10 protein-coding genes are annotated in these 14,330 nt (G+C 44.6%); 2 read left to right on the forward strand and 8 right to left on the reverse strand.

From position 1 onward, the window contains the following. Nucleotides 1–68: 68 nt before the first annotated feature. Nucleotides 69–1,037 (forward strand): NAD-dependent epimerase/dehydratase family protein, encoded by a 969-nt coding sequence (locus BN8899_RS07665; protein WP_065218968.1) that lies wholly within the window; start codon nt 69–71, stop codon nt 1,035–1,037. Between the two features lie 128 nt (nt 1,038–1,165). Further along, nucleotides 1,166–3,448, forward strand: coding sequence for a ribonuclease R (gene rnr / locus BN8899_RS07670; RefSeq protein WP_065218969.1), 2,283 nt, complete (start codon nt 1,166–1,168; stop codon nt 3,446–3,448). 55 nt (nt 3,449–3,503) lie between these two features. Here rnr and BN8899_RS07675 read toward each other — a convergent pair whose 3' ends face one another. The 8 genes from BN8899_RS07675 to BN8899_RS07710 all read right to left on the reverse strand — a co-directional run bounded on the left by BN8899_RS07675 (nt 3,504) and on the right by BN8899_RS07710 (nt 14,152). After that, complete coding sequence (locus tag BN8899_RS07675; protein WP_065218970.1) at nt 3,504–6,065, reverse strand: adenosylcobalamin-dependent ribonucleoside-diphosphate reductase; 2,562 nt, start codon at nt 6,063–6,065, stop codon at nt 3,504–3,506. 334 nt (nt 6,066–6,399) lie between these two features. Continuing rightward, entirely contained in the window at nt 6,400–6,924 is a 525-nt protein-coding gene (gene rimM, locus BN8899_RS07680; RefSeq protein ID WP_018338139.1) for a ribosome maturation factor RimM, read from the reverse strand. Nucleotides 6,925–6,927: 3 nt separating this feature from the next. Beyond that, on the reverse strand, nt 6,928–7,509 hold the full coding sequence (locus BN8899_RS07685; protein WP_065218971.1) for a 30S ribosomal protein S16: 582 nt from the start codon (nt 7,507–7,509) through the stop codon (nt 6,928–6,930). Nucleotides 7,510–7,637: 128 nt separating this feature from the next. Continuing rightward, nucleotides 7,638–8,273, reverse strand: a complete 636-nt coding sequence (locus tag BN8899_RS07690; RefSeq protein ID WP_018338137.1) for a flavodoxin — start codon at nt 8,271–8,273, stop codon at nt 7,638–7,640. A gap of 78 nt (nt 8,274–8,351) precedes the next feature. Then, nucleotides 8,352–9,038, reverse strand: coding sequence for a hypothetical protein (locus BN8899_RS07695; RefSeq protein WP_065218972.1), 687 nt, complete (start codon nt 9,036–9,038; stop codon nt 8,352–8,354). Nucleotides 9,039–9,142: 104 nt separating this feature from the next. After that, a complete protein-coding gene (locus BN8899_RS07700) occupies nt 9,143–11,200 on the reverse strand; it encodes an acetate--CoA ligase family protein (protein WP_018338135.1) in 2,058 nt (685 codons plus the stop codon). A gap of 78 nt (nt 11,201–11,278) precedes the next feature. Further along, on the reverse strand, nt 11,279–12,298 hold the full coding sequence (gene fbp, locus BN8899_RS07705) for a class 1 fructose-bisphosphatase (protein WP_018338134.1): 1,020 nt from the start codon (nt 12,296–12,298) through the stop codon (nt 11,279–11,281). Nucleotides 12,299–12,433: 135 nt separating this feature from the next. Further along, the gene (locus BN8899_RS07710) at nt 12,434–14,152 is read right to left on the reverse strand and encodes a fimbrillin family protein (RefSeq protein WP_065218973.1); all 1,719 of its coding nucleotides are present in this window, start codon (nt 14,150–14,152) and stop codon (nt 12,434–12,436) included. Between the last annotated feature and the right edge of the window lie 178 nt (nt 14,153–14,330).

Genomic DNA, 14,330 nt, shown 5'->3' on the forward strand with positions numbered 1-14,330 from the left:
AAATAACTATTTTCGCGCTACAATCTAATATAGAAAAGTAACATCGTTCGTCATAAAAAACTATCGAGATGAAGAAAATATTAATCGTTGGTGCAGGGGGACAAATCGGTTCCGAACTGGTTCCCTATTTGAGATCTATCTATGGAGATAACAATGTAGTGGCAGCCGATATCAGTGCTGAAAAATGTAAAGCATTGGCAGAAGCAGGTCCTTTCGAGGAGTTGAACGCCCTTGACGGAGAGGGTTTCAGCGCCATCGTGAAAAAATACAATATCGACACCATCTTCAACTTGGTTGCCTTATTGTCCGCCACGGGAGAAAAGAACCCGAAATTGGCATGGGACATCAACATCGGGGCATTAACCAATTCGCTGTACATCGCTAAAGATAACAATTGCGCCGTGTTCACGCCGAGTTCTATCGGAGCCTTCGGTAACGATACCCCGAAAGACAAAACCCCGCAAGACACGCTGCAACGTTCAAATACCACAATCTATGGTGTTTGCAAGGTGACCGGAGAACTTTTGAGTGATTATTATTTCCACCGCTTCGGGGTAGACACGCGGAGTGTACGTTTCCCTGGATTGATCTCATACGTGACTCTCCCCGGAGGAGGTACCACGGATTACGCCGTAGAAATCTACTACGATGCTATCCGCAAAGGTTCATTCACTTGTAACGTGGAAGCAGGAACCTACATGGATATGATGTACATTCCGGATGCCCTGCACGCTGTGGTTCAATTGATGGAAGCCGACCCAAGCAAACTGAAACACCGGAACAGCTTTAACATTGCGTCCATGAGTTTCGAGCCAGAACAAATTGCCGCAGAAATCCGCAAGCATATCCCGGACTTCAAAATGGATTACCAAATCGACCCGGTAAAACAAGCTATCGCCAACAGCTGGCCTAACAGCATGGACGACACTTGCGCACGCAAGGAATGGGGCTGGGCTCCGAAATACGACCTTACCAGCATGACCAATGATATGTTGGTAAAAGTGAAAGAGAAATTCGACAAAGGCTTGGTAAAATAATCAAGTCCTTCTATAATATTTTGAAGCTGCCCGTCACTCGCGGGCAGCTTTTATTTTTAGTTTTTAAAGCCATCTTTACGAAAAACAAAAATTATATACTACATTAGTAGCTTAATTACGAATAGACTATGTCAAAGAAGGAAAAGAAAACAACACGAGATATCGGTAAAAAAGAATTACACCGATTGCTATACGATATATTCTCCATGAACCCAACCCAATGCTTTAATTATAAGCAATTGGCTCAACAACTGAGAATTAAGAACATGAATGCCAAACAGCTGATCATGACCGTTCTCCACGAGATGAAAAACGATAATATGCTCACGGAAGAGTCGACCGGACAATTCAAGCTGAAAATAAGCACCATTTACGTCACAGGCATCATCGACCTCACGGCCAAAGGTACGGCTTACTTGGTTTCTGACGAATGCAAGGAAGACGTGTTTATCCCGCAGGTCGGGTTGAAACACGCTTTAAACGGGGATAAAGTAAAAGTGCTGTTATATGCCCGCAGTTCCAAACGCCGACCGGAAGGAGAAGTTGTCGAGATACTGGAACGCAAAAAAGAAACGTTCGTGGGGATTATCCAATGCTCTAAACAGTACGCCTTTCTCGTTCCGACAGGCAAACAACTACCCTATGATATTTTTATCCCGCTGAACGAGTTGAACGGCGCAAAAGATGGTGAAAAAGCCATTGTCAAGATTACCGAATGGCCTGAAAATCAAAAGAACCCGGTAGGGAAAGTACTGGAAGTACTGGGTACTCCAGGAGATAACGATACCGAGATGAACGCCATCATGGCAGAATTTGAACTTCCGGTGCAATTCCCCGCCAGCGTGGAGAAAGCCGCACAAAAGATAAAAGACACCATCCCTGCCGAAGAAATCAAAAACAGAAGGGATTTCCGGGACATCACGACCTTCACGATTGACCCGAAGGATGCCAAGGACTTCGATGATGCCCTTTCCATCCAAAAACTGAAAAACGGAAATTACGAGGTCGGCGTGCATATAGCGGATGTCAGCTTTTACGTGACTCCCGATTCGACACTGGATAAAGAGGCATACAGTCGGGCAACCTCGGTTTACCTCGTGGATCGCACGATCCCCATGTTGCCGGAACACCTGTCAAACGGGTTATGTTCCCTGCGCCCGAACGAAGAGAAACTCTGTTTCTCGGCAGTCTTCGAGTTGAACGAAAACGCCGAAGTCATGAAACAATGGTTCGGGCGAACGATTATCAAATCGGACAGACGTTTCACCTACGAGGAGGCTCAAGCAATGATAGAGGGCGAAGACGGTGATTTCAAATCCGAAATACTGGTACTGAACAATCTGGCACAGAAATTACGTGATGCCCGTTTCCAAAACGGCGCTATCGCATTCGACCGTATAGAAGTACGTTTCGACATCGACGAGAAGGGAAAACCCACCGGAGTATATTTCAAACGCTCGAAAGAAGCCAACAAGCTTATCGAGGAGTTCATGTTACTTGCTAACAAAAAAGTCGCCGAGAGAATCGGCAAGATCAAAGAAGGACAGAAAGCAAAAACTTTCGTGTACCGTATCCACGATCAACCCAATAGCGAGAAACTAGAGGACTTCAGCCGTTTTATAGCGAAATTCGGATACCGGATTCGGACAACTTCTCCCCGGCAATTGTCCTCTTCCATGAACAAATTGATGGAAGACGTGCAAGACCGTCCGGAACAGAATATGATCGAAACATTAGCCATCCGTACCATGGCAAAAGCCGTCTACTCGACAGTAAACGTGGGACACTACGGTTTGGCTTTCGACTATTATTCCCACTTCACCTCTCCCATCCGGCGATACCCGGATGTGATGACCCACCGATTGTTACAACGTTATATCGACGGGGGGCGCTCTGCCAATGCAGAAAAATACGAGGAAATGTGTAAACATTGTTCTGACATGGAACAAGTGGCATCCAATGCGGAAAGAGCCTCTATCAAATACAAACAGGTAGAGTTCATGAGCGATAAATTGGGTCAGAATTTCATGGGAACTATTTCCGGTGTCACGCAATGGGGTTTCTACGTGGAACTGAACGACACCAAGTGCGAGGGACTTGTTTCCATCACCGAACTGGAAGGAGATTATTACGAATTTGACGAGGAAAACTACTGCATCGTGGGACGCCATCACCGGAAGATATACCAACTCGGCGATCAAGTCCTCGTGAAAGTAGCCAAGGCAAATCTTGTCGCCCGGCAACTGGACTTTTCACTCGTGGGAAGTGAAAGCAATAACACGGCACCCGCAGCTGCTCCCAAAGCATCTGCCAGCCGCCGAGAGAAACCAGAACGAAAACTCCGCCGGGGTCGCCGAGGTGATTCTGCCTCCGGTCGAAAAGGCAACAAAGAAAGACGTAAAAAGAAATAAATAAAAAAAGGGAGTTAAAAAAACTCCCTTTTTTATGATTCTATATATCAGAATATCAACCGCACTTGGATGACCCGCAAACTTTACAGATCAAACAACCTTCTTGGTAAATAACAGATTTAGAGCCACAATTCTCGCACACGGAACCCGTAGCCTCGGTTCCATCGGGGATGAATTTTCTCAAAGCTCTCTCCACACCATTCTTCCACGTATTGATGTTCTCGTTGTCAAATTCCATGGCTGCTACTAAATCCACGATCTGGTTGATCGGCATTCCGTAACGCAAGACACCGGAAATCAACTTAGCATAATTCCAATACTCTTTGTTGAACTTGTAAGACAAACCTTCCACTGTCGTTTTGAAACCTCTCTTGTTGGAGAACTGGAAGTCATAACGGCTATTACCTTCCTCATCGATGTTCTTCACGATTTTACCGTCTGTCACGGCTTTCGGCAACATGATACCTTCCTCGTCATCCGCAATACCAGTAAAGATCTCGTAAGGTCTGCCATCATAAAGACCGATGAAAGCAATCCATTTCTCCTTGTTATTCTGGAAGCGTACAATCTCGGCATCCAATTCTCTCGGACGTTTAGCCGGCATTGCCCCATCATTCTTTTTATCTTTATTGGAAACGAGCACTCCGGCACGCGACCCGTCACGATAAACGGTACACCCTTTACAACCGCTCTTCCAAGCCTCAATATAGAGCTGACCGACCAATTCCTCGCTCACGTCTGCCGGAAGATTCACGGTAACACTGATAGAATGGTCTACCCATTTCTGCACACGCCCCTGCATACGTACTTTGGCAATCCAATCGATATCATTTGACGTAGCCTTGTAGTAAGGAGATTTAGCCACCATCGCATCGATTTCCTCGTTCGTGTAGCGCTCGTGTACGGCATAACCGTTTTTCTCCATCCAAATAGCAAACTTGTGATGGAACACCACAAATTCCTCGTAAGCATCACCCGTTTCATCGACAAAATCAACATGCACGTTCTTATCATTCGGGTTTACCTTTCTTCTTCTCTTGTAAACCGGCAAGAAAACAGGCTCGATTCCGGAAGTTGTCTGCGTCATCAAACTGGTAGTTCCCGTGGGAGCTATCGTCAGACAAGCGATATTACGGCGCCCGTATTTTACCATATCCTTATACATTTCCGGATCAGCCTCTCTCAAACGAGCGATAAACGGATTGTTTTCCTCTCTCTTGGCATCAAAAATCTTGAATGCCCCGCGTTCCTTAGCCATCTTGACAGAAGAACCGTAAGCGGCAAGAGCCAATTGTTTGTGAATATCCACGGAGAAATCAACCGCTTCGTCACTACCGTAACGCAATCCCAAAGCTGCCAACATATCACCTTCTGCCGTGATACCAACCCCGGTACGGCGTCCTTCTCTTGCTTTTGTCTTGATCTTCTCCCACAAACGAATTTCAACACCTTTCACTTCGTTGTCCTCTGGGTCCGAACCAATTTTTTCCAAAATAGCGTCAATCTTCTCAAGCTCCAGATCAATGATATCATCCATCAACCGTTGAGCGATACCCACGTGCTTTTTGAACAAATCGTAATCAAAATAAGCCTCTTTCGTGAAAGGATTCACCACGTATGAATACAAATTCACAGCCAATAAACGACAAGAATCATAAGGACACAAGGGGATCTCTCCACAAGGATTGGTTGACACCGTTCTGTATCCCAAATCAGCATAACAATCCGGAATACTTTCCCGGATAATCGTGTCCCAGAACAAGATTCCCGGTTCAGCGGATTTCCAAGCGTTATACACAATCTTGTTCCACAACTTCACGGCACTGATCTGTTTCACGTTCTTCGGCTCATCGGAATAAACCGGGTATTTCTGTATATAATCACGTTCATCGATAACGGCTTTCATGAATTCGTCATCAATCTTCACCGAAATATTTGCCCCAGTTACTTTACCTTCTGTCATCTTGGCATCGATAAAGCTCTCGGAATCCGGATGATTGATAGACACGCTCAACATCAAGGCTCCCCGACGCCCATCCTGGGCTACTTCCCGCGTGGAATTGGAATAACGCTCCATGAAAGGAACGATACCCGTTGACGTCAAAGCGGAATTCTTTACCGGCGATCCTTTCGGGCGAATGTGTGACAGGTCATGTCCCACCCCGCCTCTTCGCTTCATTAATTGCACTTGCTCCTGATCAATCTTCATCACTCCCCCGTAAGAATCAGAAGGACCGTCATGACCGATCACGAAACAGTTGGACAACGAAGCAATTTGATAATCGTTACCGATTCCAGTCATCGGACCTCCCTGCGGCACGATATATTTAAAGTCACGTAGAACTTCAAAGATTTCCTCCTCACTCATCGGGTTGGCGTAAGTTTTCTCGATGCGTGCAATCTCTGAAGCTAAACGACGGTGCATATCATTCGGGTTCAACTCGAAAATATTCCCGTAAGAGTCTTTTAAAGCATACTTGCTCACCCAAACACGTGCAGCCAGCTCGTCACCCTTGAAATAATCAAGAGAACTGCTATAAGCCTCTTCTTGCGTGTACACTTTCTTTTGGTTCACAGCTTGTTTCTGTTTTTCCACTTTTTTTGTAGTTTGTTCCATTTAGCGTATATAATAAATTTATTCCTTAGTCCCTTTTCCAACAGAACAAAACTATGGAAAAAAAACTTCTTAGAAAAATATTTTTACTAACAATCTATGATAGTTTCCCAAAACAAACAGTTATTATGCTGATTACAATACAATTGCCAATTTCATTTTTCTTAGAAAATTTCCCAAATATAAAATTAGTCTAAAATACAAATTAATTTCGATGAAAATTTTGCTTTAATAAAAATTGAAGTTTTAGTACAATCCGAACGATCTGGAAAGTAGCACGAATACACGAAGATGATAAAAAAATCACCAATTTTTACGCTTGTATTCCTAAAAAAGTTTAATAAAGTTCCTTGATTTCTTCGGGAATATTTACATGCATCAATTTCTCGTCATGAAGTATGTCCATCACGTATTCATCGGATACCGGAAGAAGAATTTCCTTCGAGAAGATACGGATAGAAAGAACAACATTTCCTGAATAGTTATTTACCTGCACGATCTCCCCTTGTTCACCTGTCGGTTCGTCTATCACAGAATACCCGATCAAGTCGGAGAGTTCCAAAGGCATCTCGTCCTCTTCAAGCAGATATTTATCCATCAACAAATCGCATCCCACCAGACGATCCGCTTGTTCTTTCGTGTCAACAAAATCGAATTTGACAATATAAGAAGAATGGTTTCTATCCGTTACACCATCCTCCGCGATATAAAAGGGAACCGGTGCTCCTTCCAAAAGAATGAATACCGGTTCGTCCATGTATTGTTCAAGAAGATCATTATCCGTATAAACGATTAACGCACCCTGTAAATTATGAGTCTTACCGATCTCGCCGATCTTTATACAATCTTCTCTCTTGACCATAAATTATTCTGCTGCTGGAGTTTCTGCCGGAGCTTCCGGAGCCTCTTCTGCTGCAACTGCCTCCGTAGCGGCAGCTTCTACTTCTGCTCTTGCAGCTGCTTCTGCCTCAGCTTTTGCTGCTGCAATTTCAGCTTGCTTCTTGGCTACAACTTCAGCTTTAGCCTCTTTTACTTTAGCTTCTGCCTCAAGACGTGCCTTATACTCACTTTCTGACTCATTAGCCAAACGAGCGATCTTAGCTTGAATCTTAGCGATCTTTTCTTTCTTCCAAGCCTCGAATTTCGTATCGGCAGCAGCCATATCAAATGCGCCTTTCTTTACTCCTTCCAACAAGTGCTTCTTCAAAAGTACACCCTCGTAAGAAAGAATTCTCTTCGTGGTATCGGTAGGTTGTGCACCCGTCATTAACCAATGCAACGCTCTCTCGAAATTCAAATCAATTGTAGCCGGGTTAGTCATCGGGTTGTAAGAACCGATTCTCTCGATGTACTTTCCGTCACGCGGAGCTCTACTATCTGCTACCACTACATGGTAGAACGGACTTCCTTTACGTCCGTGTCTTGCTAATCTAATTTTAGTTGCCATTCTTTAACTTTTAACTTATTAATTACTACCTATTCTCGATAGGCGTCGCAAAGATAGTTATTTAATTGAAAACTGAAAATTGAAAATTGAAAATTCTTCACGTTTAAGCTAAAAGCCATGTCTTTTCCCTACACTTTTTCAAATTCCGGCAACACCATATCCAGCCATTTGTCGATACGGGCATCCGTTTTTTCCGACTCGAAATCCTCGTCCAAAGGCAGACCGACAAACAAATCATCCACCACGGCTGTCGAATCCTCGTACTCGTAGCCGTCTGTCGGAGTTTTACCCACGAGAGTCGCACCAAGCCCACTCACGAGTTCTGCCATGTATCCCATGCCATCCACGAAATTCTTGGGATACGTGATATGATCTCCCAGCCCGACAAGTGCCACGAAGCGATCCTTCAAAGAAATTTTACGCATTTGCGGGAAAAACTTTGCCCATTTGTCACGCTGTTCCCGTTCCCAAGTACTTCGTCCCAAAGAAGAACAAACTAGAATTAGATTCTTGTAATCCAACAATTTTCCCGCGGGAACATCATTCACGCAAAACATATCGACTTTATTGGCACCAAGCTTTTTCTTCAACAACTTAGCCACCCGATGGACATTGCCTCCCGCCGGAGAATAAAAAATCCCCAACCATTTCATCTCGCTCGTTCGTTCATCTAAAAGATAATTCCCTTCGAGGTCTGCAGTCAAACGCAACGGTTCTTCTTGCTCCTTGACGTTCTTTTTGCCTTTTCCTGTAACTTTATCCATAAAATATAGTTTCTAGTGATTATACATTTATCAACTATAAACTATACGACGGAAACACTCACAAAGTTATACCCTGCTCTATTTCTTATGCGTGGCAATAGCCAACAATATCCCTAGGGCAACCCCCAGCAAGGCAGCGAACAACACGCGCATATCTCCCGGTAACAGGAAAGTGATCGTGTGCGCCGGATACCAGAAGAAAGGTATCGTCTTCTTGAACACGAAATTCCATTGCACCCGCCAATTCAGGTTTGCCATGATCTCGCCCATCTGTATCGGCGTGAAGAAACCGGCTAACGTTCCCCCGTGGCTCAATATATGGGTATCCGTGATCTTATGTAAGGTCATAAACACGGGAGCAAAAATTGTATTCATACCCACCGAGATACAGAACGCCACGAAAACCTTTTGCCAGGATAATGCTTCTCCCATCACGGTCATCGCATTTTCCATGCCCATCGTTTTCAAGAAAGCCGGAACCCCGTTAGCGAATATCGTCATCGCCATGCTGATTCCCATACCAAGGATTCCCCACACGATAGCCCTTGGTATCACCCCGAAGCCCTTGCGGTTATACACGCCTGCACTAATCCGCAACCCGATACATTCCCCGAAAGTCGATAAAATACCGAACTTCAGGAAACTCATAATCATACCATGCTCAGCATTAAACGTCTTGTAAAAAGAATAAACGCTTTCAGACACGAAAAAAGGGAGCAGAATCAAAATCACACACCCCAGAACAATAAAATCATTCTTTTTCATCATACATTATTTTCCACTCCACCGGATGCACACGCTCTCTCCCGGGAAGCAATCCATATTATTTGATTGAGGCTGTGTCGAAAACACAGCCTCAACAAAAAATTCTATTTTTCAATGCGGATACGTGCATCCACGGCAACCACGTTGTCTTTATTACCTAACAGCGGGTTCAAGTCCATCTCGAAAATTTCCGGCGCTACTTTCACCAGTGCAGAAATCCGCATCACAGCCTCGGCGAACTTATCCTCGTTCACGGGCTCCTGTCCGCGTACACCTTGAATAATCTTGTAAGATTTCAATTCCTTGATCAAACTATGAGCCTCGTTCTTAGACATCGGGGCTAAACCGGCTTTCACGTCCTTCAACACCTCGATGAAGATACCACCAAGCCCGCAAAGTACCATATGCCCGAACTTATCATCACGTTTCGCACCGATAAACACTTGCGTACCACTCAATTGTTGAGCCAACATGATAGCGTAGGTATCTTTGATCTGCATCATCCGTTTAAACTCACGACGCACGGTTTCCTCGTCATTCACGTTCATCACAACACCACCGACATCCGACTTGTGAATCGGCCCTACCACTTTCATTACCAGCGGGAACCCGATCTCTTTTGCCATCTTCACGATTTCCTCCTCGTTGTCGGAAACACCTTCTTTCGCTCTGGCAACTCCAGCCGCATCCAGCAAAGCATGAATCTCTTCCGGCGACAAATAACCGTTTTGAGCGTTATCCACCACCTCACGGATCTTCTTCACGTCCATATCCGGCATATCGAAATGTTCCGGTTGAGGAGCGGGAGTCTTATATATCTTGCAAAGGGCATTTCCGAACAACACCTCATCCGGGAAATAAACCCGTCCCTTGGATACGAAATCGGCAATCTCGTCCTTCACGATCTTGGACGAAGGGAATATCGGGAATATCGGCTTCTTGCTCGTCTTCATCTTCTCGTCAAGCACGTTGTACACGTCAAATACAGGGAACAAACCCGGGCTCCCGAAGATTACCGCCATCCCGTCAATATTATCGAAATCACGGTCACAAGCATCCAAGATTAAACCTAATTGTTCCGCGGTACCCGTGGCAAGGAAATCAATCGGATTACCGACAGACGATCCCCCGAACAATTTAGACAACAACTCTTTTGCCTTCTCTCCCTCGATATGCGGCACATCCATCCCACCATTAGAAAGCGCATCGGTCAACATCACGGCAGGACCTCCCGCGTGAGTCACGACTGCCATATTCTTGCCCTTCATCTCGGGATGCATAAAGATTCCGGCAACCGTCATCAACTCGTCGCGTCCGTTACAACGCACGATTCCGGCTTTACGGAACAAAGCCTCCACGGCAACATCCGAGCTAGCCAAAGCCCCCGTGTGCGAAGAAGCGGCACGGCTTCCGGCAGCGGAACCTCCCGACTTAACTGCCGCGATGCGGCAACCTTTACGAATCAACGACGACGCATGCTTCAACAACTTCTCCGGTTTATCGATGCTCTCCACGTACAACAATTTCACGCGGGAACTGGTCTTCGGGTCAAACGATTCGTCCATGTATTCCAACACTTCCTCGACACCCAACTGGGCTGAGTTACCCACGGAATACATACTATTAAACTTGATACCTTTCTGCATTCCGGAGTCCATGATAAACAAGGCTGTTGCCCCGGAACCGGAAATCAAATCTACCCCTTGAGGGTTCAATTCCGGGATCGGACTGGTAAATACCCCACTATAATGGTTTGTCAACACCCCGATACAGTTCGGTCCGATCAATGCGCCACCCACGGAATTAATCGTATCTACAATCTGGCGTTCCAACTTGGCTCCCTCTTCATTCTCCTCGTGGAAACCGGCAGACAAAATAATAAACGCTCTAGTGTTTTTTTGTTTAGCAAGAACCTCCACGGCTGCAGGGCAAAATTTAGCGGCAATTGCCAAGATAGCGCAATCCACTTCAGGAAGGTCTTTCACGTCACGATAAGACTTGATACCTTGCACCACATCCATCTTAGGGTTCACCACGTAAAGCTCTCCCTTGAAATTACCATCTTGCAAATTTCTTAACACGGTTCCGCCCGGCTTGTGGATATCATCCGAGCCACCTACAACCACGATACTTTTAGGTTCAATTAACTGTTTCGTTATCATTATAGTATAAATTTTATTTCTCTTTTAATTTCAAATGGATGATCGCTGCTGCCATCATCCATTTGAATTTTCTATTTCTTAGATATTATTGAAGAAAGCCAGAAATTCTTGCACCTTCTGCACCATCTTCTTCGAGCCTGTATAGAGTGGCACTCGCTGATGCAACGCCTCCGGCACAATCTCCAAGATTCGTTTCTCCCCGTCCGTAGCCAAACCTCCTGACTGCTCGGCAATAAACGCCATCGGGTTACACTCGTACAACAATCTCAACTTCCCGGTCGGGTGCGAACTGGTCTGCGGGTACAAGAACACGCCGCCCTTCAACATATTCCGGTGGAAATCGGCTACCAGCGAACCGATATAACGGGAAGTAAACGGACGCTTGGTTGCCTCATCCTTTTCCTGGCAATATTTAATAAATTTCTTCACGCCAACAGGGAAATTCACGTAGTTTCCCTCGTTGATTGAATATATCTTTCCTGACTCCGGAGTCTGCATGTTCGGATGCGACAAACAGAACTCACCGATAGACGTGTCCAACGTGAAACCATTCACCCCGTTACCGGAAGTGTACACCAACATGGTCGACGAACCGTAAATCACGTATCCAGCAGCCACTTGTTGTGTCCCCGGTTGGAAAAAATCCTCCATGGACAACGGTTCCCCTACCGGTGAAACTCGTTTATAAATAGAGAAAATAGTCCCCACGGACACATTCACGTCGATATTCGACGAACCGTCTAACGGGTCCATGCATATAACATATTTGGCATCACGGCACAACCCCTCCTCGAAAACCACAATATCTTGATTTTCCTCAGTAGCCACCCCGCAACATTCTCCACTCGCCCTCAACTCATCCATGAATGTATTATCCGCGTAAACATCCAATTTTTGCTGGTCTTCCCCTTGCACATTAATCGTCCCCACCTTTCCAAGAATATCTACCAAACCGGCTTTATTCACCTCTCTGTGAACTTTCTTCGCAGCAATACCTATATGATGTAAAAGCCTCGAGAACTCTCCCGTGGCACCGGGAATCTCGGCCTGCCGTTCAATAATAAATTGATTTAGAGTTGTAACTTTATGCGTAGTCATGATTCTGTGTTTTAATTTTTTGCAAATATAGACTTATAATCTGTAATTTAAAAGGTTTGCGAACTTAAATTCCGAAAGACACTCATCCGTACGGCAAAATAACAAATATCTTTCGAAATCACGGCATAAAATCAATCAATAGGCTCGGACTGCACGAACTTCAGCAGGAGAATCTTTATCTATAAATTCACCAGTACCTCTATAATCTGTTACACGACTTGTTCCTCGCTCTGTTGAACTTCCATACACCAACTCATCACTTATTAAATCACCTGACTTATTTGCAATATTCACATTTATATCTACTCTATATTTCTTTATAGTTTCTATTTCTTTTATCGCAGGATAATACCATCCTTTTCCCAAATCCAAACAAGCCTGAAAACTTGGATAAAGGCTCCAACTTTCCCCTTTATCTTCAACAAAAGCTTTTACTATTTCCATATTGACCGCACCATTAATAGTATCCTTTGCACCAACAATTACTGTACGTCCTTTAGAACGCACGTCTCCCCATGACAATTGTCCCAATGTTTTATTAGCCACCACTCTCCCCCGATAAATATTAATTCCTTTTTCATCTGTTTTAAACTCACCCTTTACTTTATCATACCCCGTCACTTTCCCCACCAAAAATATCGTTCCCCCTGCCCAAGCATCCCCCACCTTCGGTGCGGGCAAAGCAATTTGATCATAATTATTCCCCAGCAACACCTTATCCTCGAAATAATATTCAAAAGACTCTTCGTTATCCGTGTAAAAAATCGCTTTTTCCAACTGCAAACTTCCACCTTCTACTAAACGAGGGAAAACAAACTTCATCTTATTATCAACCACCACAATGTTTTTCAATTCCCGCTTCACGTCTCCCACGAACAGATAAAGCTCCGCCTTATTAATATTTACCCCCTGGGCAACATCCACCAACATAACTTCCACCTCCTCACCTTTTTCAATCACCACATCATTAACATTTCCCGCCTCCCATTCTTTCACGGACAACGAAAATTGCATATCAACAGGTCCCATACCCGGGTATTTATTCACTTCCACATTATACGTGTATTCTTTCCCTTTCTCGAAACCATTGGAAGAAACGTTCACCTCAAACGGTTCCTCTATATCCCCGACCTGAAATGAAAACAATTTCTTGCCAGCCTCGATTTCTTGCGGCAAAACAATCGCAACCGAATTTGCAACATTTGGCATCACGACCTCGTCTTTCACATCACCACCAATCGACTCGCCCGATCCTAGGTCAAGCGTCCCGGCAGTAACAACATTATGCAATTTCACGTTTCCCAACCGTTCCAAATCAATCGTACTAGGTGTTTCAGTCGTGATATTCAACACGATTTTGGAAAACAAATGCTCAAACTCCAAATTTATAGGTTCTGCATTTTTTGCGAATCCCTCCGCCGCCCGAACATACAAAAAATCAGAACCATCCACCCCTCCACTCTGATCCGTTTCCACGTGAACAGCCATTGAGGACAAACCAGTCGGTTCCGTATGCTGCCCCGTCCAATAATACCCGTACACGTCTACCGGCATATCGGGATAATTTCGCTCCTCCCCCTCTTTAAAGACCAAAGAACCATCATTTGTATACGTCATTTCGCAATAATCCCCCGGTGCCGGTGCCTCCACTTCTTCTGCATTTTCCCGTTCGGCAATATAAAGGATCACCTTATCCCCATCGTTAAATCCATCCACCCTAGATAAATTGCCGGACTTCAACTTTTGAATATTAGAACGAAAACGAATTTTTTGCTCATCAACATTTTCTTCCGAAACATTTCGAATGCAACTCAACAAAACAGTTGCCAACAAAATAAAAACAAGTGTCCTCATAAGCGATCATTTTAAATATCAGTTAGTAATTCTTCTAGCTCAAGTATCATTAAACCAACGTTTTTTGATAGCTCTAAACATGAAGAAAATGAGTTCACATTGAATATCTTTACTTTCACCTTATCTTCTGAAAACAAACACTCTACACAAACGCCATTCTTAAAACTTCACACCTTAC

This window comes from Butyricimonas sp. Marseille-P2440 (assembly GCF_900091675.1).
Lineage (GTDB): Bacteria > Bacteroidota > Bacteroidia > Bacteroidales > Marinifilaceae > Butyricimonas > Butyricimonas synergistica.